Below are 24805 nucleotides of genomic sequence, written 5' to 3'. Positions count from 1 at the left end.
GTCGATGGAGGGTGGATGGTGGAGGTCGTCCGGTCAGACGACGAGGTCGATGGTGTGACCGCCGCCGCCGTAGCATGCCGCTGCGCGCTGCTGGTCTGCCGCGCTTCGGTCGGTGCGGGGGTCGGCTGCCGGCTCTGCCCTGGATGCGGTGGCTCCGCTCCCCTGCCGGCTTTCGGCGTTGCGCTGGTCGTCGGCCTGCGGCTGGTTCTGGCTGGACAGGTCGAGGCTGCCGGAGAGCCCGGCGCCGTTGAGGTCGCGTCGCAGGTCGGGCAGGATGGCGCGCAGCGCGTCCCTTCCTCCGTCTGTGGGGGCGAACAGTTCGACCCGCACGCCATCGGTGCCGACGTGCGCGCGGACGGTCACCGGTCCGAGGGTGTCCGGGGTGACGTGAACGGTCATGACGTGATCGCCACGCCCGGCGGAGGCCAGCGTGAAGATGGGGCGCGCGAGCTGCTGCGGGAGCGCGGGCTGGGCCGTCTGGGTGGGCGCGTGCGAGGCAGAGGTCGCGGTCGTGGGCGCGGTGGAGGCGGCAGCGGCCACGGCCGGGGCCGCGACGACGCCTGGCGCGGATGCGGAAGGCGCGCTCGCGGCGGAAGGGGCGGCATCGTCGGCGGGGCGCGTGGTGGCGCGGGCAGCAGGTGCGGCAGCGGCAGATGCGGCAGAGCCAGTAGAGGCAGTGGCCGAGGTGGAGGCGGTGGCTGCGGATGCGGGTGCGGGGGCGGCCGCGCTCCCGGACGAAGCCGCGGTGGCTGCCGTGGTCGCGGACGATGCCGGCACGGCAGGCGACGCGGATGCGACCGGGACGGCGGCCGCGGCCGCGACGGTCGCGGAAGCGGAGGCGGGTGCGACGGCAGCCGAAGCGGAGGCCGCAGAAGCCGAGGCCGATGACGCGGAGCCGGACACGGCCGACGAGCCGGCTGCCGAGAGCGGCGAGGACGAGTCGCTGTCGGCCGATGCGGACGGTGCGGACGGTGCGGGAGCAGGCGTACCGGCGCCGCCGCCACGTCCCCCGCCCGTGTCTCCCGGTCCTCCCGGAGCGGCGGGTGCGCTGGGGCCGGGGGCGGCTGCCGATGCGGTGACGGTCGGGGTCGCCCCCGTTGCGTCAACGGCTCCGTTCGCGGTGCGACCGGGACCGCCCGTGTCCGGTCCGGCCGGAGCAGACGCCGAGGCCACGACCGCGGTCGCCGTCGCGGTCGCTTCGGCGAGCGCTGTCTGTGGTGTCGTGCCGTCCGCTGTGGCGGCGGACGCACCGTCGGCGAGAGCGGCGGAAGCGACGGCCGGCGTGGCCGGCGCGGTGGGCGGCGGGGCGGCCGCACCCGCGCTCTCCGCGGAGGGGGTTCCAGCAGGCTTCGCGGTGCCGGAGGCTGCGTCAGGGGAACTGGATTTCGCGGGCTTGCGCTGGCGCGAATCGGCAGGCGAGGAAGGCTCGTCCCGGACGGCGGGGCGCGCATCCCGCGCATCCCTGGCGTCTGGGCGGGGGGAGGGCGTGGCCGGTGTGGCGCCGGCGAGGAATTGCTGGAACGCGTCTCCCGCTGTGCCGGGCTTGCCCGCGCGTGCCTGCGCAGCAGGAGTCTGGGTCACCGGAGCGATGGTCGGGCTCATTCAGAACCTCCGCCGAGCATCGAGGCGAGAAGCGCCTGCAGTTGCACGGCCTGCGCCGCGGCGGAGGACCCGGACGACGACTGACCGGAGAGAGCGGAGAGCCCGGAGAGCCCGGAGAGTCCAGACAGGCCAGACAGGCCGGACAGGCCGGACAGGCCGGACAGGCCGGACAGCGACGACAGAGCGGAGAGCCCTGACGAGCCCGTCAGCCCGGACAACCCGGACAACCCGGACAACCCGGACAACCCAGACAACCCGCTCAGCCCCGCCGCCGACAGCCCGCCCGCCGCGTTGAACGCCGCCGGCGCGCTCGCCAGCGCCGCGCTCGCCGCGCTCGCCTCCGGCACCACGCGGCGGATGGTGACGATGTCCGAGTCGTCCATCCAGTTGTCCACCAGGCTCACGTTGCGGCCCTCGCTCGGCGCGTGGATGACCTTCCCGTCTCCCGCGTAGATGACGATGTGGTCGCCGCCGTTGGTGACGATCAGGTCGCCGGGCTTCGCCTGCGCGAGCGACGGCACCTCCGTGCCGAGGGTCGACTGGCCGGAGACCAGGCGGGGGACGTCGATGCCGAGGTCCTTGAAGACGCGCTGCACCAGGCCGGAGCAGTCGAGGCCGCTGGAGGTGGTTCCCCCGAAGACGTACGGGACGCCGAGGTACTTCTTCGCATCGGCGACCACGTCCGCGCCGGTCACCGACCCTCCGCCCGCGGTTGCGCCGACACCGGAGGTCTCTCCGACCGCCCCGGCGAGCGCGTTCGCGAAGTCGGTCGCCGAGGTGCTGGACGAGCCGGACGACGAACCCGTCGACGACGTCGCCGCTGTCGGGTTGTCGATCTGCACCAGCGTGGCCTGGATCTGGGCGATCCTGGTGAGTGCGTCGGTGACGGTCATGCGTCGTTCCCTTCCCGTTCGCGCACCCAGGCGCCGGTGGCGATTTCGTCGATCGCGGCCTGTTCCGCGCTGAGTTCTCCCGCGATCACGCTGGCGTTGTGCCGCGCCTCGAGCTTCTCCAGCCCGACCGCCCGCGCTTTCGCCTCGCCGAATGCGGTCTGCGCCTCGGCGACGTCGGCATCCGCGCGCTCGGCGAGGGCGGCGAGGTCGGCGAGCATGCTGCGACTGGATGCGCGTGCAGCGGCCATCGCGAACAGCGTGCTCGCGTCCGTGGCCTCGACCGGCACAGCGTGCAGGGCGGCGATGGCGCGCGCCTGGCGTTCCCCCGCATCCCGCCGGAACGCATTGGCCGCGGCGAGGTCGCTCGCCGCGTGGTCCTTCTCGATCTGCCGCAGCCGCAGCAGACCCGCCAACTGGAACGCCCGTGCCATCAGACACCTCCGAGCAGGTTCACGAGGTGGCCGAGACGCTGCCACGCCTCGGCCGGTTCGGCGTTCTCGCCGAGGTTCTGGCGCAGGAAGGCGTTGATGGCGTCTTCGTGCGCGACGGCCGCATCCACTCGCGGGTTGGTGCCCGTCTTGTATGCGCCGACGTCGAGGAGGTCTTGGGCCGCGACCTTGGCGGCGAGCACGCTGCGCAGGGCGACGGCGGCGGCGCGCTGCTCCGGCGTTGTGACGCGGGAGGCGAGGCGCGAGATGGAGCCGAGGACGTCGACCGAGGGGAAGTGCCCGACCACGGCGAGGCGGCGGTCCATCACCACGTGGCCGTCGAGGATCGAGCGGGCGGCGTCGGCGATCGGCTCGTTGTGGTCGTCGCCGTCGACGAGCACGGTGTAGAGGCCGGTGATCGACCCGGTCTCGCCTGTGCCCGCGCGTTCGAGGAGCTGGGCGAGCAGGGAGAACGTCGACGGCGGGTACCCGCGGGTGGCCGGCGGTTCGCCGACCGACAGGCCGATCTCGCGCTGCGCCATCGCGACGCGGGTCAGCGAGTCCATCATCAGCACGACGTGCGCTCCCGCGTCGCGGAACGACTCGGCGATGCGGGTGGCGGTGAACGCGGCGCGCAAGCGCATGACGGCGGGCTCGTCCGAGGTCGCGACGACCACGATGGAGCGGGCGAGCCCTTCCTGCCCGAGGTCGTCCTCGAGGAACTCCCGTACCTCTCGGCCGCGCTCCCCCACCAGCGCGATCACCGAGATCTCGGCTTCCGTTCCGCGGGCGATCATCGACAGCAGCGACGACTTGCCGACCCCGGAGCCGGCGAACAGGCCGAGCCTCTGCCCCCGACCGACGGTGACGAGCGTGTCCAGCACGCGCACCCCCAGTCCGAGCGGGCTCTGGATGCGCGCCCTCCGCATCGCCTCAGGGGCGCGGTGGTCGATGGGCACGAAGCCGTCCGGCTCGATCGGGCCCTTGCCGTCGACCGGGCGGCCGAGCGAGTCGATGACGCGGCCGAGCATCCCGCGCCCGGTCGGGACGAGCAGCGGGGCGCCGAGCGCGCGGACAGGCGCGCCGGCGCCGATGCCGGTGAGACGGCCGAACGGCATGACCCTGATGCGCTCCGCCGAGGTCGCGACGACCTCCGCGTGCACGCCCGGCCGCTCCCCCACGACGACGATGTCACCGATCGCTGCCGGCACGCCCTCGACTTCCGCGCCGAGTCCGACGATCCCGACGACGCGACCGACCTTCTCCACCCCAGCGGCGCGCACGGCGTCCGCGATGCGCGGGAGCACGGCGGTCGCCGTTGCCGTGCCTGCGGCGGTGGCGGTTTCGGCGGCTCCGTTCATCCCAGCGCCTCCCTCGCCCTGTCCATGGCCGAGTGGATGCGCGCATCCAGCCAGCCGTCCGGAAGCTCGCCGATCGCATCCCCCGGTGCGAGCGCAGGGTCGGCCACCAGGCGCACGGCGTCGCCCGCAGCGCCCTGGCCGATCGCGGCGAGGTCCTCCGGGTTGAGCCGCACGACGCTCACCGCCCCGGCAACGTCGCCGCCGAGCACCCGCGAGACGGCAGCGTTGGCGGCGGCGACCCGGTCGGCCAGCGCATCCCCCACCACGGCCTGCGCGAGCGAGAAAGCCGCCTCGACCAGGGAGTTCTCCGCCTCGGCCAGCACAGGCACCGTCGACTCGCGCAGCTCGATCGCCGCGTTCCTCAGCGCAGCGGCGAGCACGGCGAGCCGTTCGGCTGCTGCTGCGTCGTCCGCTTCGCGGTCGGCATCCGCCGCCGCGAGCCACGCCTGCTGCTCCTCCGCCGCCGCGCGCAGGCCGTCCGCATACCCGGCTGCATAGCCGCGCGAGCGTGCGGCATCGCCCTGCGCGACCGCCTCGGCGGTCTCCGCGATCACCGGGATCGCGACGGGAGCGAACACGGCGTCATTCGACATACGCGTCCTCGTCGTTCCGCTGCACGGTGATCGCGCCCGTCGCCTCCAGGTCGCGGATGGCGCGCACGATCTCGGCGCGGGCGTCCTCCACCTGCGACAGGCGCACGGGGCCGAGCACGCGGATCTCGTCCGCGAGGATCTCCCTGTTGCGCTCGGACAGGTTGCCCGTGATGGTCTCGATGACCTGCTCTGTCGCGCCCTTCATCGCCACGGCCAGCATGGCGGCGTCGATGCCGCGCAGCACCTGCTGCACGTCGCGGTCCTCCAGCTTGACGATGTCGGCGAAGGTGAGCATCCGGGAGCGGACCTCTTCTGCCAGCTCGGGGTTCCTGCGCTCGAGCGCTTCGAGGAGCGCCTTCTCCGTGCTGGCATCCGCCCTGTTGATGATGTCGACCAGCGGCTGCACTCCCCCGACCACGTCGGACGAATCGCGCGAACCGACGACCGCGCCGGCGCGCTGCTTGAGCGTGTCGGCGACGACGCGCACCGCATCGGGGCTGGCGCTTCCCATCGTCGCGATGGCGTGGGCGACGTCTGCTCTCGCGGTCTCGTCGAGACCGGCGAGGATGCGGGATGCGTGGTCGGGACGCAGGTGGGCGAGCACCAGGGCGCTGGTCTGCGGCAGCTCACCGGTCAGCAGCATCTGCACCTGCCCAGGCTCGACCGCGTCCAGGAACTCGAACTGCTTTCCCGCCATGCTGGAGGCGACCCTATTGAGGACGCCGGTGGCCTTCTCCGCGCCGAACGACGCTTCGAGCAGGCCGACCGCGATGTCCCTGCCGCCGCGGGTGCTCATCCCGCCGCGCACGGTGATGTCGTGGAACTCGCTGATCGCCTTCTCCGCGATGGCGGGGTCGACCCTGCGCAACCGAAGGATCTCCGCGGTGATCTCGTCGGCCTCCTCCTCGGAGAACTGCTTCATCACCTGGGCCGCGCGCTGCTGATCCATGTTCATCAGCACGATGGCGGCCTTCTGCGCGCCGGTCAGCGGCGCCTTGAGCTCGTTCATACGCCCTGCCGCTCATCCATCAGGCTGCGGAGGAACTCCGCCGTCTTCTGCGGGTCGCGCTCTGCGAGCGCTTCGATCTCCGCGCGGCGGCGCTCGGCTTCCAGCTCCGGCGCTGTCGGCTCGGGCAGCGGGTCGAGCTGCATCGGCACGGTGGGCGGAGCCTGTTCGAGCGCGATCGGGAACGCCGCGGCGTCCAGTTCGACGGTGTCGGCACCGTCGATGGCCGCCGCCTCCTCCGCGCGCTTGCGGCTGCGGCGGTAGAGCGCGAACACGATGATCACCGCGGCGACGATGGCCGCCCCGATGATCGAGGTGCGGATGATCCCGGTGAGCTGGTCGGCCGCCGCAGCGTCCTTCGCCTCCTGGATCGCCTTGGCGGCCTCGGTGGCGCTGGCCTTGCTGAAGTTGACCATCTCCACGCTCACCGAGTCGCCGCGGGTCACGTCGATCCCTGCCGCGGCGTTGACGAGATTGCGGATCTCGTTGGTGCTCACGTCGCCGCCCACCGCATCCTTGTTGAGGGCGACAGAGACCGTCTGCCTGTTCACGGCGCCGGCCGGGATGGTGCGCTGCTCGGTGACTTTGTCGACCGCGTTGTCCTTGGTCGCGGACTGGGAGTTGAACGTGCCGTTGCCGTTGGTGCCGTTCGGGACGGCGATGTTGTCCGGTCCGAGCACGCCGGCGGCAGACCCGCCGGAGCCGGTGTACGTCTCCGACTGCGTCGTCTCGCTGAGCGACGGCGCGTTGGTCGGGGTCGTGTACGACTCCTCCGTGCGCTGCGCGGACTCCGAGCTGACGTCTGCGGCGACGGCGACGGTCGCGTTCCCCGGGCCGACGACCTTGTCGAGCATGGTCTGCACTGCCGTCTTCACGCGGGTCTCGTAGTCGCTGGCCTGCTTGTCCGCTCCCCCGACGGCGCCGGTCCCGACCGCGCTGAGCACCGTGCCGGATGCGTCGATCACGGCCACGTCGGTCGGCTGCATCCCGGTGATGGCAGCGCTGGTGAGATGCACGATCGCCTGCACCTGATCGGCGGAGAGCGTCACGCCGTTCTGCGTCTCCACGAACACGGACGCGGTCGGGTCCTTCTTCTCGGACACGAACACGGTGTCCTCCGGGATCGCCAGGCGAACGGATGCGGTCTTGACGCCCTTCATGGCGCTGATCGTCGACCCGAGCTCACCCTCCATGGCGCGCTTGTACGTGACGGACTGCTGGAACTCCGACGACGTGACCCCCATCTTGTCGAGCAGCGAGTACCCGCCCGTGCTCGCGGTCGGAAGCCCGGCGGACGCCGCCTTGAGGCGCTCGTCGTACACCTTCTGCTGCGGCACGAGGATCGTGCCTCCGCCGTCGGTGAGCTGGTACGGCACGCCATCGGTGCGGAGCTGGTCGACGATACTGGACGCATCCGTCGCCTGCAGCCCTGAGAACAGCGGCGTGTACGCGGGCTGCGACGCCCACATCGCGAGCCCGGTGACGCCGAGCGCGACCACGGCGACACCGATGATCGCGATGACGCGCTGCGCGATCGAGAAGCCGCGGATCGTGTCGCCGAGCCGCCGGAAGAAGCTTGTGACCTGCTGTGGCATCAGGCCTGCATCCGCATGATCTCGTTGAACGCATCCACGGCCTTGTTGCGGACGCCTGCGACGAGTTCGAGGGTGACCTGGGCGCGCGACGAGGCGATGGTGGCGTCGTGGATGTCGGAGAGGTTGCCCGTGACCGCCTGGATCGCGAGCTTGTCACTGGTGCCCTGCAGCTGCTGCAGGTTGTCGATGGCGCCGGTGAGGGAGTTGCCGAACGCCGCTCCCCCTGTGCCGGTGACTCCGGATGCGGCGGAGAGTGCGCTGGTGGCGCCGGTGGTGTCGACAGCGCTGACGGCGCCGATGGCGGGAATGGGCATCAGTTGCGTCCGATCTCGAGGGCTGCCTGGTACGACTCTTTGGCGCGGTCGACGACCGCTGCGTTGGCCTGGTAGCCGCGCTGCGCCATGATCAGGGCGCCCATCTGCGACGACAGGTCGATGTCCGGGTAGCGCACGTAGCCGTTCTCGTCGGCGACGGGGTTGTCCGGCTCGTAGACCATCCGGCCCTCCGCGCTGCCGTATGCCGCGCCTGCGACGTACACGCCGGTGGTGCCCTCCCCCTCCTGCGCCACGACGTAGCGCGCCTGGAAGGCCGCCCCGTCCGTCGGCTTCGCCGTGTTGATGTTGGCGAGGTTGTCGGAGATGGCGTCGAGCCACTTGCGGTGCAGGGTGAGCCCCGTGCCCGCGATGCCGATTGCGTCGAATGTCATCAGCTGGTCCTCAGTGCCGCTCGGATGGACGAGAACTGGCCGCCCGCCGCCTGCGAGGCGAACTGGAAGCGCAGCACGGTGTCCACGTTGGACAGGGTCTCTGTGTCGAGGTTGACGTTGTTGCCGTCGAGCCTGGTCGGCTCGAGCGAGCGGGCGACAGTGGATGCGGCATGGCCGTCCCCCTGCGCGACGGAGCGGGCGAGCGCATCCTCGAACGACACGCGCTCCGCGGTGTAACCGGGCGTGTTCACGTTGGCGATGTTGTTGGCGATCGCCCGCTGCCGGGCGGCGAGGCCGTCGAGGGCACTCGCGAGCGCGGCACTGGTCACGGATTCGAGCACAGCTGCATCCCATCGGAAATCATCTGGAGTGGCGGCCGATCCGTGGCCTGATCTGCGAGCGATCCGTGCTCACTCTCTGCTATCGGCAGCCGCGCGCAGGTCGTTAGCTATTCGTTGGATCGGGTGTGGAGAACTCCCCTGTAACCGTCTTCGTGCACAGCTTCATCCACAGCTGTTCACACCCCTGGAATTACACGGTGGTAGTTTCGAACGCGCGTTCGAATCTGGGGAAAGGCGTTCAGAAAGCCTGATCAGAGGTGATTTTGAAGCTTGAAAGGATCTGAGAGTCCACACATCTCGCGCGTGTCCTCCACACGTTTACCGCCCTCATCCACCTGTTGTGCACAGAGTTATCCACAGGTGGGGAACTCTGTGCGCACCCGCACCAGGCCGGTCAGCCGATGAGGTCGAAGTACACCGGGTGCGGGCCGGGCTCGGCCGCCGGCACGGCGCGCACGGCCGCGAGGTGCTTCGCGGTGGTCTGGCGCACGTCTTCCAGGTAGCGGATCGTGTGCATCTGCGCCTCGAGGATGCGCGCGGCGCGCTCCATCAGCTCGGGCGGGATGGGGCCGAGGGCGATCGGGGGGCGCCACGGCACAGGGTCGATCGTGGCGAGTGCGCCCTGCAGGTCGTGCTCCATCTGGGTCAGCGCGTCGTCCCAGCCGGTGGGGGAGTGGGGCTCGTCACTCGGAGCGTCCGCCTCCCACTGGTCGAAGTCGTCAGGCTGTGCCAAGGGTTCCGCCTGTCTCCGACGGCAGCAGCGCCGCGGCCTCGTGCCAGGTCTGGCGGAGCGGCTCGATGAGGTCGATGGCCTCGCGGACCTTCTCAGGGTCGCGTTCGATGTTGCCGAAGACAATCAGGTCGGCCACGTAGGTGTAGAGCTGCAGGAGGCCGTCAGCGCCGTCCCAGGCGTCGAGGCGGAGGGAGGAGGCGAGCTCGGCGACGATCTGGTCCGCGTGGCGCAGGTTCTCCCACGCCACCGGCCAGTTGCCGTCCTTCTGCGCCGTCTCCGCGCGGGTCAGATCGAGGACCAGCCTGTCGTACAGCATCGTCAGGAGGCGCACAGGCGAGGCGGAGAGGACCGCGTCCCTGTTGTACGCGTTGAGTTTCGCGGCCGTGCCGCTCAGCAGGCTCACGAGGAACTCGATGAGAGCGAGGCGAGCTGACCGGTCAGCCATGAGGACTGCGACTGCAGTTGCTGCAGTTGCACTTCGAGGTTCGCGTAGGTCTTCTCCAGGGTAGAGCGGCGGTCGGCGAGCCGGGAGTCCCAGTCGGTGATCTGGTCGTTGAGGCCCTTCACCGTGGCCTGCTCGCCGGTGATCTTGGTGGTGATCGTGCCGTCGTACTTGTCGCTGGCGGCCGTCGCTGCGTCGGCGACCCGGCCGGCGATCGTCTGGACGACCGCCTTCACCTTCTCCGGATCGGCGGCGAGCGCTGCACCGAAGATGTCCTTGTCGAAGGTGAGCGTTCCGTCGCGGGTGATGCTGATGCCGTATGTGGACGGCGACACCCCGTTGACGGGGGCGGATGCGGCGTCGATCAGCTTCTGGTTCGCATCCCGCACCGTCGAGTCGCCCGTGAACGATCCGGCCGTGACGACCGTCCCGCCTGCTGCATCCGTGCTCGTGGCCACCGCCTGCTTCGAGCTGATGTACGAGAAGATGTCGTTCAGGCTGGTGACCAGGGAGTTCGCGAGGTCGGTGATCGCCTTGTCGTCGCGGGCGATCGACAGCGTCACCGGGGTGGTGGATGCGGCGCTCACCGTGATCGAGACGCCGGGGAGCACGTCGCTGAAGGAGTTGCTGGACGAGGTGACCGACTGGGCGGCGCCGGTGCCGCTCCACAGCGTGAGCTGTGCATCCTGTGCAGCGCGCACCTGGGCGGCGCCCGGTTCGGTGAGAAGGTTCGTGGCGGTTCCGGCGGTCACATCGGCCGGTGTTCCGCGGTATGCGGTGAACGCCGCCGCGGCGCCGGTCGCTGTCGAGCTGAGCTGCAGCCGGTACGTCGGCTGGCCGCTGACCGGGTCGAGTCCAGCGGCGACGCGGGTGGCGCTGACGCCGACGCCCGCCTTGTTGATCGCGGCGGCGACGTCGGCGAGCGACGAGCTCGCGGCGGTGACCTGCTTCGTCGAGCCGTCCGCCGCGACGAAGGTGAGCACGGGCGGCTGGTCCGGCCACTCGGTGAGCGGGCCGGTGACGATGACCTGGGACTGGGCGACCTTGTCGACGGTGAAGTCGATGGTGCCGTCCACAGCGCCGGTGCCGGCGGTGACGGTCACCGAGGTGGAGCTGCTGGTGGCGATGTGCAGGTCGGTGCCCGTCGGCTTCGACGCCTTGGTCGCCGAGTCCGCGAGGGCTGCGACCTTGGTGTTGAGCGCCTGCATCGCGCTGATGTACGTGGTGGAGTCTGTGACCTTGTTCTTCAGCAGGGTCTGCGGGATCGCTTCCGCCTGCATCAGCTGGTCGATCAGCTGGGTGGTGTTGAGGCCACTGATGAGCCCGTCGACGGCCATGCCCATGCTGGACTCCCTTTCTGTCGTCGTGTCGGCCGGCCTCCGCAGCGATGCGGTGGTCAGCCGGTGGTGCGGCCGGGATGCGCTTTGGGGTTGCGCATCCCGGCCGCAGCCCTACTAGCGGAGCAGCTGCAGAACGCCCTGGCCGGACTGGTTGGCCTGCGCGAGCATCGCGGTGCCGGCCTGCGACAGGATGTTGGAGCGGGTGTACTTCACCATCTCCTCCGCCATGTCGGTGTCGGTGATACGCGAGTTCGCGGCCGACAGGTTCTCCTTGGAGACGTTGAGGCTGCGGATGGTGCTCTCGAAGCGGTTCTGGACCGCACCGAGGTTGGCGCGCGCGGTGGACACGCCCTTGATCTGCGTGTCGAGCGCAGCGATCGAGGTGAGCGCGTTCGCAGCGCTGTCGAACGTCAGGGCGCCAACGGCGGTCGCGACCGTCGCGACGTTGGCACCGGTCAGGTCGACGTCGATCTGGTCGTTCGCGGCGACAGAGCCTGCGCCGACCTGGAAGGTCAGCTTTGCGTTCGAGCCGTCGAGCAGGTTGATGCCGTTGAAGTTCGCGGATCCGGAGATACGCGTGAGCTCCTTGGTCAGCTGGTCGACCTCGGTCTTGATAGCACCGCGCGAGTCGGCGTTGTTCGAGTCGCTACCGGCCTGGACAGCCAGGTCGCGCACGCGCTGCAAGATCGAGTGGACCTCGGTGAGCTGGCCTTCAGCGGTCTGCACGACGCTGATGCCGTCCTGAGCGTTGCGGGCGGCGACCGTGAGGCCTCCGACCTGCGACTTCAGGCCCTCCGAGATGGCCAGGCCGGCCGCGTCGTCCGCCGCACGGTTGATGCGGAGGCCGCTGGACAGCTTCTCGAGCGACTTCGACAGGTCGCTCTGCGTGTTGTTCAGGTTGCGGTAGGCGTTGAGTGCCGAGATGTTGGTGTTGATCTGCATACCCATGATTGCTTTTCCTCCATGACTGGGTTCGTGCTGCCCATCCGTGGGCCGCAACTTCTTCTATCGGCCGCTCCGTGCATCCCGTTAGCGGCAATCCGATTCGATTGCCGCTCGGCTCAGGATGCGCGTGCGGACGTGGACGACGGCGGGGGCGACAGGCGCGCCACGTTGGCCACCGCGTGCTGGGCCAGCCTGGCGAGGTACGCGCTGCGGCGGGCCTGCGATGTCTTGGCCTCGATGATCTCCGGGTCGCCTTCGTCGGCGTAGTGCGTCGCCATGCCTTCGCGCATGAGGCGGATGGCCTCGGAGCGCTGCTGGGACACGGCCGAGTGGGTGATCCCGAGCTCTTCTGCGACCTCGGTCACGGTGCGGTCGTCGAAGTAGATGGCCTCGACCACGTAGCGCATCCGGTCGGGAAGGGCGGAGACGGCGGCCCGCACGTACGCGGTCTGCTCTCCGGCGAGCAGTGAGTCCTCGGGGGTGGCGGCGTCGGAGACGAGGATCGTCTCGACGGTCTCGTCGATGGTGGTGACCACCCTGGATGCGTCGGAGAGCGCAGCGGAAGCCGTCTCGCGGTCGACGCCGAGCGCGTTCGCGATCTCCTCGACCGTCGGCGTGCGGCCCAGCCCAGCGGTGAGGCTCTCCTGCACCGCCATCGTCTCCTTGATGCGCTTGCGCGCGGAGCGGGTGGCCCAGTCGCTCGCGCGCATCTCGTCGGCGAACGCACCGACGATACGGGTGCGCGCGTACGCCCCGAACGGGATGCCGAGCGTCGGGTCGAAGGCGCCCGCCGCCTGGACGAGGGCGAGAGCGCCGGCCGACGCCAGGTCGTCGCGCGACAGGTGCGTCGCGCGCGAACACAGGTCGGAGACGAGATAGCCGACGAGCGGCAGGTTCTCGACGACGAGCGTGTTGCGTTCTGTCCGGTTCACGCGGGTGACCCCTGTCTTGGTTTGCCGAGCGCCCGCTGGCCGGCCGGCGTTGTCTGCCGGGGTTCGGTGCGGGTGGTGCTCGGGCGGTGCTGTGGATGTCCGGACTTACTTCGGGTGCCGAACAGGCGCTAGGGGTCGTTCGTTGTTCACGGTAACAATTGCAAGTAATCCAGCACGCGTGTGTCGCGCCCCCACTACGGGGCAGGGCGTACCCCCAGTACGGGGAATATTGAAATTCATGTGAAAAGCGCTAGGGATCACAGCGAACTCATTGCTCGACGCCCCTAACATCGAGGCCAACCCTGCCGATGGTCCCTGTTGACGGCGCAGACCGTGTGCCGACGACCCGAGGGGACCATGTGCGCACGACGACTCACGAGGAGGTTGGCGACATGGCGGCGAGCGAACTCTCAGCACAGCTCTGGAAAGAACGCGAACTGCTCGAGCTGCTGCTCTTCAAGCTCGAGGAGGAGCAGCTGCTGCTCACCGCGGGCAAGTCGCGCTGGATCTCGCACGCGACCCGCGAGGTCGAGCAGGTCATGGAGCGGATGCGCTCCGTCGGCCTCGCACGAACGGTCGAGGTCGCTACCCTCGCGGAGGAGTGGGGAATCAGCCCTGACTCCAGCCTCCGTGAGCTCGCCGTCGCCGCACCGGACGGGATCTGGTCCGACATCTTCTCGTCGCACCTCGCGGCGATGACCGAACTCACCGGTCAGATCGCCGAGGTACGCGACACCAACGAGCGTCTGCTGCGCGAGGCGGCCCGCTCCACCCAGGAGACCATCAACGGCCTGGCCGGCGGCGCGGGAGACCCCGGCGTGTACGGCGCCGGCGGAGAGAGCCGGCCCGGTGCATCCACTGCCAGGCTCTTCGACACGGAAGCGTAGGACGACACCAGGATGAGCACCTTCAGCGGACTCAACACCGCGTACACCGGCCTCGTCGCGGCCAAGGCCGGCCTCGACGTCGTCGGCCAGAACCTGGTAAACGCCAACACGCAGGGGTACACCAGGCAGCGCATCTCGACCTCGGGCGTTCCCGCCCTCAACCAGGCGGGGCTTTTCACCGGCGGCGTCCGCCCAGGCCAGGGCGTCAGCATCAACGGCGTCCAGCGGCTCGACGACGCGACCCTGGATGCGCGCGTCCGCACCACCACGGCGCTCTCCGGATACTCGGGCACCAGGGCGTCGGCGCTCGCCACCCTCGAAGGCTCGCTCAACGAGCCGGGCACGAACGGCATCTCCACGCAGCTCCAGAAGTTCTGGTCGGCGTGGAGCGACGTGTCCAACCAGGCGGGGGAGCAGGCGCCGGCCGGCGTGCTGCTCGGCCAGGCCGGCAGCCTGGTCACCCAGATCTCGCAGGGCTACGCCGCTGTCGACAGCCAGTGGAGCGCCCTGCGCACCAACGTCGACGGCATGGTCACCGACCTCAACCAGGCCGCGAGTCAGGTCGCCGACCTGAACGGCCGCATCAGGGCGACGCTCGCCGCCGGCGGCTCCGCGAACGAGCTGATGGACCGCCGCGACGTCCTCACCACCCAGATCGCCAACCTCGCGGGCGGCGTCGTCCGTCCGCTCGACGACGGCACCGTGGATGTGCTGATCGGCGGAAACGCGATCGTCTCCGGCACCACGTTCAATGCCGTGCAGGCCGCTGGGGCACGGGTCATGGGCGACGCGACGGCCGACCCCGTGCGCCTGGAGTGGGCGCACCGGCCGGGCCAGGCGATCGCGATGGAGGGCGGCGCCATCTCCGGCGCGATCTCCACGCTCGCGCCGGCAGACGCATCCGGAACGGGCGGAGTGCTCGCAGAGGCCGCCGCCAGCTACAACGCGTTCGCGGTCACCCTCGCGCAGCGGGTCAACGACCTGCACCGCACAGGCACCACGTCCACCGGAGCGACCGGCCTCGACTTCTTCGCCATCGACGCGACCAAGCCGGCCGCTCTCGGCCTGTCCGTCGTTCCGACCACTGTCGGCCAGATCGCCACGGGGACGCCTGGCGCGGGCGGGAGCGACGGCAGTCTCGCCGGGGCCATCGCCCAGCTCGGCACGGGGCCGAACGCCATCGACAAGCAGTGGTCCGCGTTCGTCGTGCGCGTCGGCGTCGCCAGCAAGTCGGAACAGCAGCAGGCCTCGCTCGCCGACCTCGCGTCGAAGGGCGCCGTCAACGCGCAGCTCTCCAACTCGTCCGTCGACCTCGACGAAGAGAACATGAACATGCTGGCGTTCCAGCATGCGTATCAGGGCGCCGCCCGCGTGATGACCGCGGTCGACGAAGCGCTCGACGTGCTCATCAACCACACCGGACTGGTCGGGAGGTAACCGTGTTCACCCGTGTGACGAACGCGACCCAGACGCTCAACGCGCAGAACAACCTGCAGGCGAGCCTGCAGCGGCAGGCAGCGCTCTACGATCAGGCGACGAGCAGGCGCCTCATCACCAAGCCGTCGGACGACCCGACGGCCACGGCGAGCGCCCTCAGCGTCCGCTCCGACCAGGCTGCCAACGCGCAGTACGCGCGCAACGCCGACAACGGCGACGCCTGGCTCAGCACGGCAGACTCCACCCTCACCTCCGTGGAGGCGATCATGCGCAGGGTGCGCGACCTCACGGTGCAGGGATCCAACGACGGCGCACTGTCTCCGGAGGCGAAGGAGTCGGTCGCCACCGAGCTGGACGGTCTGAAGAAGAGCCTGCTGTCGCTCGCGAACACTACATACCTCGGACGGAATGTGTTCGCAGGCAACTCGAACGCCGGTGTCGCCTTCCAGCCGGACTACTCGTTCACCGGCGTCGCCGGGAGTACAGTCGATCGCAGCGTCGGCCCGGATTCGACCGTGCGTGTCGACTCCGACGGGTCCGCCGTGTTCGGCGTCGGCGCATCCTCGGTGTTCGCGCTCATCGACAACACCGTGAGCGACCTGCGCACGGGAGTGAACACGGGGCCGCGGCTCGGGGAGATCGACGATCGGATGAAGGCCATCGTGGGAGAACACGCGGAGATCGGCGGGCGTCAGACCCGCATCGACAAGGCGAAGGACACGCTCGCCCTCAACTCCACCTCGCTCGAGAGCCAGCGTTCCAGCATCGAGGACGTCGACCTCAGCAAGGTCCTCCTCGACCTGAAGACCCAGGATGTGAACTACCAGACCGCGATCGCCGTCACGGCACGCGTGCTGCAGCCGACGCTGATGGACTTCCTCCGATGAGCGCCGTCAGCTTCATCGCACCGCCTCCCGGCCTGGAGCCGCTCGTCGACTTCGAGCTCACCGCCGTCGCAGGCGCGGACGGCCTGTACACGCTGCAGGCGTCTGAGCGACCGGAGATCCGGCTGTTCACGATCGACGCGGCCAGGCACCTGCCCGGATACTCGCCGGAGCTGCCGGACGACAGGGCCGCCGACCTCGGCGTCACCACGGCCGAGGAGGTGCTGGCGCTCGTCGTCGTCACTCCGTCGCGCGAGGGCAGCACGGTGAACCTCGCCGCTCCCGTGCTGGTGAACCGCGCGACGGGCGCAGGGCTGCAGCTCGTGCTCGACGACGACGTGTTCCCCGTGCAGGCCGAACTCGCCGCCCTCGCAGGAGCCTGAGCGCGAACCAGCTGGCCGACCGCTACCCGCTGACCGCTACTTGGCGGGCGGGCAGGGCACCGTCTTGCCCATCGCCTCTGTCATCTGCGCCTCGGACCATGGAAGACCGGCGACGACCTTCGCGCCCTTCACCTTCGCGGGCGCCTTGGACGCGATCGACGCGAGCCGCTGCGCCAGGTACTGCGCGAACGCCGGTCCAGGCGTCGAGTTGTTGAGAGCGACGACGATCGTGAGCCCGGACGTCGGGTCGCTGTACATCGCCGACAGGTAGCCAGGCATGGCGCCTGCGCTGCCGCGCAGCGGACCCAGGATCTGCATCCCGAGCCCGTACTTCTGCCAGTCCGAGCCGTTCGGGATGCCGGTCGCCTGCGCCTTCGCCGATGCCTTCGACAGCAGGGAACCGGTCGCGAGCGCCTGCACGTACGCCTTCAGGTCCGGGACGTTCGAGACGACACCGGATGCGGTCCAGCCCATCGAGTTCGAGAGCTCCGTCACATCCCGCATCGGTGTGCACACCACGGCCCCAGCGGCGTCGATGCCTACCGAGTACCCGGTCGGATGCGCGCCGGGCACGGTGAGCTGCGACGACCCGGGGTACGAGCTGGACTGCATCCCGAGCCTGGAGAAGATGTAGCTGGAGTAGAGGTCCTGCCAGCTCTTGCCCGTGGCGTTCTCGAGGGCCATGCCGAGCAGGACGAAGTTGGTCGACGAGACCCCGAGCTTCTCGCCAGGCTTGCCGAACGGCTGGGTGGCGAGGCCGTCGCTGGCGAGCTCGAGCGCCGGCCACTGCCTGGTGGGGTTGTTGAGGAAGATCGAGTTGAGCTGGCCCTGATAGTCGCCGATGCCGGACGTGTTCTGGCACAGTTCGCGCAGCGTGACGCCGTCGACCCCGACCATGCCAGGCAGCCACTTCGTGAGCGCGTCGTCCAGCTCGACCTTGCCTGCATCGACCAGGGAGAGCAGAACGCTGCAGGTCATCGGCATCGTGTTCTGCGCGATCCGGAACGTCATGTTCGCCGTGACGGGCGTCGAGCCCTTCAGCGTCGTGGTGCCGAGACCGGCCGTCCAGCTGCCGGCCCATGGCGCCCACACGCCGACCATCGCACCGGAGGCGCCCGCCTGCTTCATCGCGTCGGTCACGGCCGCTTTGAGCTTGCCGGAGACGTCGGAGGAGAAACCGCCTGCGACCTGCTGGGGGAGATCCGAGGTCGCGCCGGCGTTGGGGGTGCACGCCGTGAGGATCAGGGCGATGACGCTCGCCACAGCGACGACGGTGAACCGTCTCGCCCCGCTCGCTCGTCGCCGCATCTGCCATCCCCCGATGGATCGTTGTCCCTGGTCCAAGGATTCTAACCGCTGATGGGGGGCGGTCCGTGCAGCATACGATCGAGGCATGCAGAGCTTTCCTCCCGAGGTCGTCGACGCCGTCCTCCGCCACATGAACAGCGACCACACGGACGACAACCTCGTGATCGTGCGCGCGAACGGCGCGCCGGACGCGGCAGCAGCAACCATGACGGCACTGGATGCGGACGGCGGGGTGTGGAGCGTCAGCACGGCCGATTCCGCCACCGCCATCGAGCTGCGCATCCCGTGGACGATCCCGGTGGCCGAGCGTGCGGACATCCGGAAAGCCGTCGTCCTGCTCTACCGTTCGGCGTGTCGCACGCTCGGCATCGAGCCGCGCTCCGAATAGCGCGACCAATCCGTTCCTCCGCACCCTCCGAACACGTGGATGAGGCGCTGCGACAGCCGCGCCGCCCACTAGGAGGAACGAAATGCGCACATCACCCAACCGCCTGGTCGCGACGATCTTCGGCGCTGTCTATCTCGTCGTCGGCCTGCTCGGCTTCGCATACACAGGAGGCGTCGGCTTCGTCGCCACCAAGGGCGGACTGATCCTCGGCATCTTCGAGGTCAACCCGCTGCACAACATCGCCCACCTGCTGATCGGCGCGGCTCTGCTCATCGCCGGACTCACCAGGGTGGCGGCAGCCAAGGCCGTGAACACGACGGTCGGCGCGGTGTACCTGCTGCTCGGCATCGTCGGCTTCTTCCTGGTCGGTACCGGGGCGAACATCCTCGCCCTGAACACGCCGGACCACTTCCTGCACCTCGTGAGCGCGATCGTGCTCCTCGGTGTCGGTCTCGGCGCCGAGAAGACCGTGCGCTCGTCCTCGGCCGTCGCCTGACCGACGCGCCACGGTGAGCACCATGACCGGGGTAGCTGTGGGGGAGGCCACGGGTGTGCCCGTTTCGGCGGTCACCCGCGCCTGGCTCGCCGTGGCGGCGCTGGGGGCCGGGCTGCTGCACGCAGCGCTGGCCGCCAGCGCACCCCTCCCGGCCGCGATCGTCCTCGCGACGTTCGCGGCCGCGGAGCTCGGGTGGGCGGTCGCGGCCTTCCTCCGCGACCGTCCGCCCTTCTTCCGCGCGGCCCTCGTCGCCGCGCTCGTGCCCGTCGGAGCCTGGGCGGTCGTCGCGACCGTCGGGGCCACCTCGGAGGCAGGGACGATCCTGGCTCTGTCCCCGCTGCCGCTCGGCGTGGCCGCACTCCTCGACGTCGCGGTCGCCGGCACGATCGCCGTGGTGCTCCGCCGCGCGAAGCCTGTCACCGCCAACGCAGGAGCGCTCCGCTTCGTGCTGGCCCTGCTGCTCAGCGCTGCGGCCGTCTGCGCGGTCACCATCCCGGCCCTCGGCCTCACGGATGCGGGTGTCGCCGCAGTGGATGTGCACCTCCAGCACGAGGGGCATCACTGACCCGGGTGGCTTTTCCCCTGGTCGCTGCCATACACTTAGGGCACCCTTCGTTAGGTAACCCTAACTCCTGAAGATCACCGACCGGCTGGAGCATCGTGGCAGCAATCATCCCCTTCTCCCAGGCACTCCGCGAACGGACCAGGACCGACCACGGCTCAAGCGAGGGTGCAGGCTTCATGCAGGACCTGATGTCGGGGAAGGGCAGCAGGGACGACTACATCGCTCTCGTCGCCCAGCACTACTTCATCTACGACGCCCTGGAGGCGGTCGCGGCACGCATGGCCGCCGATCCGGTGGCGGCCGCGTTCATCACGCCGAAGCTCACGCGTCTGCCGGCCATCGAGGCCGACCTGGCGTTCCTGCTCGGCGACGACTGGCGCGACCAGATCGCCCCGCTGCCGACGACGATCCGGTATGTGGCGCGCATCCACGAGGTCGGCCAGGACTGGCCAGGCGGTTTCATCGCGCACCACTACACGCGCTATCTCGGCGACCTGTCAGGCGGCCAGATCATCCGCACGCTGATGCAGCGTCAGTTCGGCTTCGAGACGAACGGCGTCGGCTTCTACCTGTTCGCCGAGATCGCCAAGCCGCGCGAGTTCAAGGACGTCTACCGCGCCCAGCTCGACGCGGTCGACTGGGACGACGCAGAGCGCGACCGCGTCATCGACGAGGTCATCCGTGCATACGCGTTCAACACGGCGCTCTTCGAGGACCTGGCGGCCGCCAAGCTCGCGGCCTGAAGCGTCGTCTCGCGTCACCCCGCCGCCGCGTCAGCGGCCGGTCAGCGCACGTCAGCGGCTGGTCAGCGGCGCGTCAGCTTGAACGATCCTGTGCCGAAGCGCACCGTCGACCCTGGATCCACCTCGTGGCGCGTCTTCGGGTCGCAGGCGTACGCGCCGTCGCCTGGGTAGACGATCGTGGTGCCGTTCGCCGACCCGAGGTCGAGCACCCAGAAGATCCCGTCGTACTGCCCGAACGCCAGGTGCGCCCGCGAGATCGACTTGGCGTCGTCCTCGACCGTGATCAGCTCGGCGTGAGCAGGGTCGTCCAGCTCTGTCCCCGGCGTGTGGGCGGCAGGGTTGCGCCCGATCACACCATTACCGCTCGTCTCCACATGCTGCCCGTCACTGAAGTCGAGCACGAAGGTCACCGCCATGTCAGTCTCCTGTCGCGTGAGTTCCACCGTGAGCGCGCGTCTCAGCCCTCCCTGGGCCTCGTGCGCATGAATCGTTCGACGTCCGCATCCACCATGATGTCGCTCGGCCGCAGCGGACGGGACAGGTACAGGCCGTCCAGCGACGTGATGCGGCTGAGCGCCACGTACGTCTGCCCTGGGCTGAACGCCCGCTGGCCGAGGTCGACCACCGCCGAGTCGTACGTCTTGCCCTGCGACTTGTGGATGGTGACAGCCCACGCCAGCCGCAGCGGAAACTGCGTGAACTCGGCCACCACATCCTTGGTGAGCTTCTTGGTGGCGGCGGAGTACGAGTACTTGAACTTCTCCCAGATCGCCGGTTCCACCTCGTGGATCTCGCCGTCCACCTCCACATAGACGTTGGAGTCGATGCGGGTGACCGTGCCGATGGTGCCGTTGACCCAGCGCGGGCCCTCCCCGCCCTGGCCGACGTCGTTGCGGAGGAACATCACCTGCGCGCCGACCTTCAGCTCCAGCGTCTCGTCCGCCGGGTACGTGCGGCCGCCGAAGTCGCCGCTGACCTCCGCCTTCGCGGTGAGGGCTCTGCCTGGCAGGCGGCGCAGCGCCTCCGCGTTGATGCGGTTGACCGCGTCGTTGCGGGTGGCCAGCGTGATCGTGCCATCGTCCGGGGCCGGACGCGCGCCCATCTCGTTGAGGCGGTCGGCGATCTCCTTGGTCACCTGGCCGTGCCGCACCGCGTTCAGCATGTACTTGAAGTCGGACTCGTGCTGGCGGTGCACCTCGACCAGCTCCACGATCTTGAGGTCTGCTTCATCCCACACCTTGGCGTCGAAGAACCACATCGACCGGTAGGTGTCGCCGAAGTATGCGCGCTCCTCCGGGTCGCCCGGCACCGGCGCCAGCTGGTACGGATCGCCGAAGAGCACCACCTGGACCCCGCCGAACGGCTCCTTGTTGCGCTGCCTGGCCTGCCGCAGGCTGCGGTCGACCGCATCCATCAGGTCGGCGTTGACCATCGAGACCTCGTCGATCACGAGCGTGTCGATGCTGTTGAGCAGCTTGCGCAGCTCGGCGCTCTGCTCGATGTCGTGGTCGGCGATGACCCCGATCGGCAGGCGGAACAGCGAGTGGATGGTCTGCCCGCCGACGTTCAGCGCCGCGACCCCGGTCGGCGCGGAGATGACCAGCGACTTCTCGGTGTTCCAGGAGAGATGGTTGAGCAGCGTCGATTTGCCCGTGCCGGCGCGGCCGGTGACGAAGACGTGCTCGCGGGTGTGCTCGATCAGCTCGAACACTCGCTGTTGTTCGGGCGTGAGGGAGAGTCGGCCCATCCGAATCCCTTCCGTCGCGCGACCTGCCGAACTACTCTAACGCGGCCGTGGGCTCGGGCGACGGTTCTCCACAGGCCCATAGGATGGCGGCATGAGTGGGGATGAGTCGGGCAGCGCACCGTCGCACCCGCTCGCCGCAGTCAGCCCCAGGATGCGCGTGATCCTGCTCTGGTCCGGCATCGCCGTTCTGCTCGTGCTCGCGTTCGTCGCCTCGGTCGGGGCGGTGCAGCGCGCGTTCTACAGTCCGGCCGGCTTCGCCACCTCGTACGTGCAGTCGCTCGCGTCCCACGACGTGCGCGCCGCGCTGGCCATGCCTGGCGCGAATCCGACCCCTGCGTCCCTCTCGAAGCAGGGCCTGCCCTCCCGGCCGTCGCACGAGCTCCTGCGGCCGGATGTGCTTCCCCGCCTCACCGGCATCCGCGTGGTCGGCGACGACCTGCTCGCCTCAGGAGACCATCTGGTGGAGGTCGCCGCCCTCTCCGACGGGCATCCTGTGACGGCGAAGTTCACCGTCCGCCAGGCCGGCTCCGTGCTCGGCTTCCTGCCGCTCTGGGAGTTCGCGAAGACACCGCTGACGGTCGCGCACGTCCAGGTCCAGCACGCGGACACGTTCACGATCGCCGGCCACACCCTCGAACCTCGGGCAGCGCAGAAGCAGCCGGCGGATGCGTTCTCCGTCTCCGCCGACTACCTGATGTTCGCGCCGTCCGACTACACGCTCGGCCACAGCTCGCGCTACCTCACGACCACGCCGGTGACCTTCGCCGCCGCCGCGGGTCAGCGGGTGCAAGTGGCAGTGGATGCGCAACCCGACACCGCGTTCGTCAGCGTCGTGCAGAAGCAGCTCCACGACTTCCTCGACGACTGCGCCAAGCAACAGGTGCTGCAGCCGGCAGGATGCCCGTTCGGCGCCGTCATCGACGACAGGGTGCAGGGCCTGCCTGCCTGGTCGATCGCGCAGTACCCTGACGTGCGCATCCAGGCGGGCGAGACCGGCTGGGTGGTGCCGCGCGCCGCTGGCGCAGCGCACCTGTCCGTGACCGTGCAGTCGCTGTTCGACGGCTCGGTGTCGCAGCGCGAGACGGACGAGCCGTTCGTCCTGTCCGTGTCGAAGATCACCCTGCGCGAGAACGGCGGGATCGACCTGGTGATGGCGGAGTAGGGACGGGGCGCCGCCCGCCGGGAACCGTTTCGCTGCTGCGGACATTACCCGAGTGGATCCCGATCCCGGGATCGCAGGCACGGTACGAACTCGGGGGGAATCGTGAAGAAGAGCACGTTCATGGGAAGGCCGGCATTCTCGGCATCTGTCATCGTTCTGGCCGCGCTGGGGGCTTTGTCCGGATGCGCGGCGTCCGATCCGAATGCATCGCCTCGCCAGCAGGCCGTCTCCGTGTCCGCCACCACGGCGACGCCGGCCCGGACCCCTGCGCCCCGAGCGGCGTCGCCGGACGATCCTGTCGACGCGCTGACCGCGTGGCATGCGTGCGCTGTGCTCGGCCTGGCGAACTACGCGGCCGACAACCCTGGTTCGACGCTGATCCCCTACGACCCCAGCCACCCACCGACCAGGAACGCCGACGGCACGTATCAGGCGTATGCGGCCTTCCCCCTTCCTCACCCGACGGAGGGAGCAAAGAGTGTTCTCATCATCTGCACCATCGGCGGCACCCTCGGCGATCCGACCCTCGTGAGCTGGCTCGCGAAAGACATCTAGACGGGGAGTCCGGTGAAGGCCCCTGGGCGGGGAAGGCGGGTGACCGCATGCACGCCCGGGGGTCTTTCTGGTTCGCGAGACCCGAGCCCCGCGACGACCGAGCGCAGACACGCGGCGGCTTCGGGAACCGTTCGGCGGGTTCGGACATTATCTATACGTGACTACCGAGGACACCGACGAACCGGCGCTGTTGCCGACGACGCGTCGGGACGACCCGGAGGCGTTCGGCGAACTCTTCGATCTTCACCGGGACCGCGTGTTCCGGCACGCGCTCCGCCTGACGCGCTCCGTGCACGACGCTGAGGATGTGACGGGCATGGTCTTCCTGGAGGCCTGGCGCCGCCGCGAGTCGATGCGGGAGGTCGACGGGTCGGTGATCGGGTGGTTACTGGTCACGGCGAACAACGTGAGCAGGAACCTTGCCAGGTCGAGCCGCCGCTACGCGCACGTGCTCAGCATCCTTCCCGCCCAGGCGAACACTCCCGACCACTCCGACGCCGTCGACGACAGGCTCGACTCCGACGAGCAGCGGAACGCTCTCCGGACCGCACTCTCGCGACTGCCGCGGCGGGATCTCGACGTCCTGTCGTTGTGCGTGATCGAGGAACTCAGCACCGCCGAGGCCGCGGCGGTGCTCGGCGTCGCCCTCGGCACGGTGAAATCCCGCCTGTCCAGGGCCAAAGCCCGCCTGGCTGCCCTGCTCGGCGAAACGACCCGTCTGGCCGCGACGGAAGGAGACCTCCGATGAACGACGACATCCGCTTCGACGATCGTCGGAGCGCCGCTTGGCGAGACGCCATCGTGGAGACCGCGCGCGCCGACCAGGCCAGCGGCGGCAGCCGCAAAAGGGTATGGACGGTCATCGCGCTGGTGATCGCCGCACTGATCGTTTCCGGCGGCGGAGTCGCTTATGCCCTCAGCGCCTCGGTCAGGATCGGCCCGTCGACCGTCGACGTCTCGACCGCCACCGCGACACCGACCGTCAACGACCGGGAGACACCGACCGTCGTCCCTCCCCCTCCTGTGCACTCGCCGTCGCCGGATGACCCCATCGACGCGCTCGGCGCCTGGCAGGCGTGCGAAGCCATCGGTCTCGCCAACTACGCGGCGGACAATCCGGGCGCCATCCCCCAACCATTCGACCCCGAGCACCCGCCGACCCAGAACGACGACGGCACCTACCAAGCGATGGTGGGCTTCGCACTGCCGCAGCCCACGCAGGGCGCGGCGAGCATCGTCGTCATTTGCACCGTCGGCGGAACGCTCGGCGATCCGGCGGTCGTGAGCTGGACGATGAAGGACATCTGAGCGCGGGTGGCGGTAATCGGCCCCG

The 24805-nt window shown here is 69.6% G+C and carries 30 protein-coding genes; 12 read left to right on the top strand and 18 right to left on the bottom strand.

Annotated features, from left to right (window positions below):
* Positions 1-33: 33 nt before the first annotated feature.
* The 15 genes from ASE16_RS16145 to ASE16_RS16075 all read right to left on the bottom strand — a co-directional run bounded on the left by ASE16_RS16145 (position 34) and on the right by ASE16_RS16075 (position 12917).
* Complete coding sequence (locus tag ASE16_RS16145; RefSeq protein WP_055897402.1) at positions 34-1602, bottom strand: flagellar hook-length control protein FliK; 1569 nt, start codon at positions 1600-1602, stop codon at positions 34-36.
* The gene (locus ASE16_RS20290; RefSeq protein WP_082581520.1) at positions 1599-2495 is read right to left on the bottom strand and encodes a C40 family peptidase; all 897 of its coding nucleotides are present in this window, start codon (positions 2493-2495) and stop codon (positions 1599-1601) included. Before ASE16_RS20290 ends, ASE16_RS16145 begins: the two co-directional genes overlap by 4 nt.
* Positions 2492-2926 (bottom strand): hypothetical protein, encoded by a 435-nt coding sequence (locus ASE16_RS16135; protein ID WP_055897399.1) that lies wholly within the window; start codon positions 2924-2926, stop codon positions 2492-2494. The genes ASE16_RS20290 and ASE16_RS16135 overlap by 4 nt, the downstream gene beginning before the upstream one ends.
* Positions 2926-4284 (bottom strand): FliI/YscN family ATPase, encoded by a 1359-nt coding sequence (locus ASE16_RS16130; RefSeq protein ID WP_055897397.1) that lies wholly within the window; start codon positions 4282-4284, stop codon positions 2926-2928. The genes ASE16_RS16135 and ASE16_RS16130 overlap by 1 nt, the downstream gene beginning before the upstream one ends.
* Positions 4281-4877, bottom strand: a complete 597-nt coding sequence (locus ASE16_RS16125) for a FliH/SctL family protein (protein WP_055897394.1) — start codon at positions 4875-4877, stop codon at positions 4281-4283. Before ASE16_RS16125 ends, ASE16_RS16130 begins: the two co-directional genes overlap by 4 nt.
* Positions 4867-5886, bottom strand: coding sequence for a flagellar motor switch protein FliG (gene fliG, locus ASE16_RS16120; protein ID WP_055897391.1), 1020 nt, complete (start codon positions 5884-5886; stop codon positions 4867-4869). The genes ASE16_RS16125 and fliG overlap by 11 nt, the downstream gene beginning before the upstream one ends.
* Positions 5883-7478, bottom strand: a complete 1596-nt coding sequence (fliF, locus tag ASE16_RS16115) for a flagellar basal-body MS-ring/collar protein FliF (protein WP_055897387.1) — start codon at positions 7476-7478, stop codon at positions 5883-5885. Before fliF ends, fliG begins: the two co-directional genes overlap by 4 nt.
* Positions 7478-7792: a flagellar hook-basal body complex protein FliE gene (fliE, locus tag ASE16_RS16110; protein ID WP_055897384.1), complete on the bottom strand. Its 315-nt coding sequence runs from the start codon at positions 7790-7792 to the stop codon at positions 7478-7480. The genes fliF and fliE overlap by 1 nt, the downstream gene beginning before the upstream one ends.
* Positions 7792-8184, bottom strand: a complete 393-nt coding sequence (locus ASE16_RS16105) for a flagellar basal body rod protein FlgC (RefSeq protein WP_055897381.1) — start codon at positions 8182-8184, stop codon at positions 7792-7794. The genes fliE and ASE16_RS16105 overlap by 1 nt, the downstream gene beginning before the upstream one ends.
* Positions 8184-8525 carry a flagellar basal body rod protein FlgB gene (locus ASE16_RS16100; RefSeq protein ID WP_055897377.1) on the bottom strand — a complete coding sequence of 114 codons (342 nt, stop codon included), beginning with the start codon at positions 8523-8525 and terminating at the stop codon, positions 8184-8186. The genes ASE16_RS16105 and ASE16_RS16100 overlap by 1 nt, the downstream gene beginning before the upstream one ends.
* 394 nt (positions 8526-8919) lie before the next feature.
* Positions 8920-9258 carry a hypothetical protein gene (locus tag ASE16_RS16095; protein ID WP_235500540.1) on the bottom strand — a complete coding sequence of 113 codons (339 nt, stop codon included), beginning with the start codon at positions 9256-9258 and terminating at the stop codon, positions 8920-8922.
* Entirely contained in the window at positions 9245-9703 is a 459-nt protein-coding gene (gene fliS, locus ASE16_RS16090) for a flagellar export chaperone FliS (protein WP_200949675.1), read from the bottom strand. The genes ASE16_RS16095 and fliS overlap by 14 nt, the downstream gene beginning before the upstream one ends.
* Positions 9658-11043, bottom strand: a complete 1386-nt coding sequence (gene fliD / locus ASE16_RS16085) for a flagellar filament capping protein FliD (RefSeq protein ID WP_055897371.1) — start codon at positions 11041-11043, stop codon at positions 9658-9660. The genes fliS and fliD overlap by 46 nt, the downstream gene beginning before the upstream one ends.
* Before the next feature lie 111 nt (positions 11044-11154).
* Entirely contained in the window at positions 11155-11988 is an 834-nt protein-coding gene (locus tag ASE16_RS16080) for a flagellin (RefSeq protein ID WP_055897367.1), read from the bottom strand.
* 113 nt (positions 11989-12101) lie between these two features.
* Positions 12102-12917, bottom strand: a complete 816-nt coding sequence (locus ASE16_RS16075; RefSeq protein WP_055897366.1) for a sigma-70 family RNA polymerase sigma factor — start codon at positions 12915-12917, stop codon at positions 12102-12104.
* A gap of 392 nt (positions 12918-13309) precedes the next feature.
* Here ASE16_RS16075 and flgN point away from each other — a divergent pair, with 392 nt between their 5' ends.
* From flgN to ASE16_RS16055, 4 genes are read left to right on the top strand one after another with little or no spacing between them, the layout of a single operon-like run.
* On the top strand, positions 13310-13804 hold the full coding sequence (gene flgN / locus ASE16_RS16070) for a flagellar export chaperone FlgN (RefSeq protein WP_055897362.1): 495 nt from the start codon (positions 13310-13312) through the stop codon (positions 13802-13804).
* Between the two features lie 12 nt (positions 13805-13816).
* Positions 13817-15241, top strand: a complete 1425-nt coding sequence (gene flgK / locus ASE16_RS16065) for a flagellar hook-associated protein FlgK (protein ID WP_055897359.1) — start codon at positions 13817-13819, stop codon at positions 15239-15241.
* A 2-nt stretch (positions 15242-15243) separates the two neighbouring features.
* On the top strand, positions 15244-16128 hold the full coding sequence (flgL, locus tag ASE16_RS16060; RefSeq protein WP_055897357.1) for a flagellar hook-associated protein FlgL: 885 nt from the start codon (positions 15244-15246) through the stop codon (positions 16126-16128).
* A complete protein-coding gene (locus ASE16_RS16055; protein WP_055897354.1) occupies positions 16125-16508 on the top strand; it encodes a flagellar assembly protein FliW in 384 nt (127 codons plus the stop codon). The genes flgL and ASE16_RS16055 overlap by 4 nt, the downstream gene beginning before the upstream one ends.
* Before the next feature lie 36 nt (positions 16509-16544).
* Here the strand turns inward: ASE16_RS16055 and ASE16_RS16050 are convergent, their stop codons facing one another.
* A complete protein-coding gene (locus tag ASE16_RS16050) occupies positions 16545-17816 on the bottom strand; it encodes a serine hydrolase domain-containing protein (RefSeq protein ID WP_055897351.1) in 1272 nt (423 codons plus the stop codon).
* Between the two features lie 85 nt (positions 17817-17901).
* Here ASE16_RS16050 and ASE16_RS16045 point away from each other — a divergent pair, with 85 nt between their 5' ends.
* The 4 genes from ASE16_RS16045 (at position 17902) to ASE16_RS16030 (ending at position 20008) form a co-directional block, all read left to right on the top strand.
* The gene (locus tag ASE16_RS16045; RefSeq protein WP_055897348.1) at positions 17902-18204 is read left to right on the top strand and encodes a DUF2470 domain-containing protein; all 303 of its coding nucleotides are present in this window, start codon (positions 17902-17904) and stop codon (positions 18202-18204) included.
* Between the two features lie 82 nt (positions 18205-18286).
* Positions 18287-18700, top strand: a complete 414-nt coding sequence (locus ASE16_RS16040) for a DUF4383 domain-containing protein (protein WP_055897345.1) — start codon at positions 18287-18289, stop codon at positions 18698-18700.
* Positions 18701-18722: 22 nt separating this feature from the next.
* A complete protein-coding gene (locus tag ASE16_RS16035) occupies positions 18723-19265 on the top strand; it encodes a hypothetical protein (protein ID WP_055897343.1) in 543 nt (180 codons plus the stop codon).
* 95 nt (positions 19266-19360) lie between these two features.
* A complete protein-coding gene (locus ASE16_RS16030; protein ID WP_055897342.1) occupies positions 19361-20008 on the top strand; it encodes a heme oxygenase (biliverdin-producing) in 648 nt (215 codons plus the stop codon).
* Positions 20009-20070: 62 nt separating this feature from the next.
* Here the strand turns inward: ASE16_RS16030 and ASE16_RS16025 are convergent, their stop codons facing one another.
* Together ASE16_RS16025 and ASE16_RS16020 are read right to left on the bottom strand one after the other, a co-directional pair.
* Entirely contained in the window at positions 20071-20424 is a 354-nt protein-coding gene (locus tag ASE16_RS16025; protein WP_055897340.1) for an FHA domain-containing protein, read from the bottom strand.
* A gap of 41 nt (positions 20425-20465) precedes the next feature.
* A complete protein-coding gene (locus ASE16_RS16020; protein WP_055897337.1) occupies positions 20466-21755 on the bottom strand; it encodes an ATP-dependent DNA helicase in 1290 nt (429 codons plus the stop codon).
* Between the two features lie 91 nt (positions 21756-21846).
* On the opposite strand from ASE16_RS16020, the gene ASE16_RS16015 reads away from it, so the two are divergent.
* The 4 genes from ASE16_RS16015 to ASE16_RS16000 all read left to right on the top strand — a co-directional run bounded on the left by ASE16_RS16015 (position 21847) and on the right by ASE16_RS16000 (position 24780).
* Positions 21847-22917: a hypothetical protein gene (locus ASE16_RS16015; protein WP_235500539.1), complete on the top strand. Its 1071-nt coding sequence runs from the start codon at positions 21847-21849 to the stop codon at positions 22915-22917.
* A gap of 231 nt (positions 22918-23148) precedes the next feature.
* Complete coding sequence (locus ASE16_RS16010; RefSeq protein ID WP_157480427.1) at positions 23149-23472, top strand: hypothetical protein; 324 nt, start codon at positions 23149-23151, stop codon at positions 23470-23472.
* A 157-nt stretch (positions 23473-23629) separates the two neighbouring features.
* A complete protein-coding gene (locus ASE16_RS16005) occupies positions 23630-24220 on the top strand; it encodes an RNA polymerase sigma factor (RefSeq protein WP_055897331.1) in 591 nt (196 codons plus the stop codon).
* Entirely contained in the window at positions 24217-24780 is a 564-nt protein-coding gene (locus ASE16_RS16000; RefSeq protein ID WP_055897327.1) for a hypothetical protein, read from the top strand. Before ASE16_RS16005 ends, ASE16_RS16000 begins: the two co-directional genes overlap by 4 nt.
* Positions 24781-24805: the final 25 nt, after the last annotated feature.

It is taken from the genome of Leifsonia sp. Root227, from assembly GCF_001428745.1.
In the GTDB taxonomy this organism is placed as follows: domain Bacteria; phylum Actinomycetota; class Actinomycetes; order Actinomycetales; family Microbacteriaceae; genus Leifsonia.
Note: the sequence above shows the minus strand (reverse complement) of the source record. Positions and strands in the feature narration are given on the sequence as shown.

What these genes read in the sequence shown, in the direction of transcription:
- ASE16_RS16015 (WP_235500539.1), top strand. Translation starts at nt 21,847, where the DNA reads ATGAGTGGGGATGAGTCGGGCAGCGCACCGTCGCACCCGCTCGCCGCA.
- ASE16_RS16080 (WP_055897367.1), bottom strand. Translation starts at nt 11,988, where the DNA reads ATGGGTATGCAGATCAACACCAACATCTCGGCACTCAACGCCTACCGC.
- ASE16_RS16020 (WP_055897337.1), bottom strand. Translation starts at nt 21,755, where the DNA reads ATGGGCCGACTCTCCCTCACGCCCGAACAACAGCGAGTGTTCGAGCTG.
- flgK (WP_055897359.1), top strand. Translation starts at nt 13,817, where the DNA reads ATGAGCACCTTCAGCGGACTCAACACCGCGTACACCGGCCTCGTCGCG.
- fliS (WP_200949675.1), bottom strand. Translation starts at nt 9,703, where the DNA reads ATGGCTGACCGGTCAGCTCGCCTCGCTCTCATCGAGTTCCTCGTGAGC.
- ASE16_RS16035 (WP_055897343.1), top strand. Translation starts at nt 18,723, where the DNA reads ATGACCGGGGTAGCTGTGGGGGAGGCCACGGGTGTGCCCGTTTCGGCG.
- ASE16_RS16125 (WP_055897394.1), bottom strand. Translation starts at nt 4,877, where the DNA reads ATGTCGAATGACGCCGTGTTCGCTCCCGTCGCGATCCCGGTGATCGCG.
- flgN (WP_055897362.1), top strand. Translation starts at nt 13,310, where the DNA reads ATGGCGGCGAGCGAACTCTCAGCACAGCTCTGGAAAGAACGCGAACTG.
- fliG (WP_055897391.1), bottom strand. Translation starts at nt 5,886, where the DNA reads ATGAACGAGCTCAAGGCGCCGCTGACCGGCGCGCAGAAGGCCGCCATC.
- ASE16_RS16025 (WP_055897340.1), bottom strand. Translation starts at nt 20,424, where the DNA reads ATGGCGGTGACCTTCGTGCTCGACTTCAGTGACGGGCAGCATGTGGAG.
- ASE16_RS16055 (WP_055897354.1), top strand. Translation starts at nt 16,125, where the DNA reads ATGAGCGCCGTCAGCTTCATCGCACCGCCTCCCGGCCTGGAGCCGCTC.
- ASE16_RS16105 (WP_055897381.1), bottom strand. Translation starts at nt 8,184, where the DNA reads ATGACATTCGACGCAATCGGCATCGCGGGCACGGGGCTCACCCTGCAC.
- fliD (WP_055897371.1), bottom strand. Translation starts at nt 11,043, where the DNA reads ATGGGCATGGCCGTCGACGGGCTCATCAGTGGCCTCAACACCACCCAG.
- ASE16_RS16135 (WP_055897399.1), bottom strand. Translation starts at nt 2,926, where the DNA reads ATGGCACGGGCGTTCCAGTTGGCGGGTCTGCTGCGGCTGCGGCAGATC.
- fliF (WP_055897387.1), bottom strand. Translation starts at nt 7,478, where the DNA reads ATGCCACAGCAGGTCACAAGCTTCTTCCGGCGGCTCGGCGACACGATC.
- ASE16_RS16050 (WP_055897351.1), bottom strand. Translation starts at nt 17,816, where the DNA reads ATGCGGCGACGAGCGAGCGGGGCGAGACGGTTCACCGTCGTCGCTGTG.
- fliE (WP_055897384.1), bottom strand. Translation starts at nt 7,792, where the DNA reads ATGCCCATTCCCGCCATCGGCGCCGTCAGCGCTGTCGACACCACCGGC.
- ASE16_RS16145 (WP_055897402.1), bottom strand. Translation starts at nt 1,602, where the DNA reads ATGAGCCCGACCATCGCTCCGGTGACCCAGACTCCTGCTGCGCAGGCA.
- ASE16_RS16045 (WP_055897348.1), top strand. Translation starts at nt 17,902, where the DNA reads ATGCAGAGCTTTCCTCCCGAGGTCGTCGACGCCGTCCTCCGCCACATG.
- ASE16_RS16130 (WP_055897397.1), bottom strand. Translation starts at nt 4,284, where the DNA reads ATGAACGGAGCCGCCGAAACCGCCACCGCCGCAGGCACGGCAACGGCG.
- ASE16_RS20290 (WP_082581520.1), bottom strand. Translation starts at nt 2,495, where the DNA reads ATGACCGTCACCGACGCACTCACCAGGATCGCCCAGATCCAGGCCACG.
- ASE16_RS16000 (WP_055897327.1), top strand. Translation starts at nt 24,217, where the DNA reads ATGAACGACGACATCCGCTTCGACGATCGTCGGAGCGCCGCTTGGCGA.
- ASE16_RS16040 (WP_055897345.1), top strand. Translation starts at nt 18,287, where the DNA reads ATGCGCACATCACCCAACCGCCTGGTCGCGACGATCTTCGGCGCTGTC.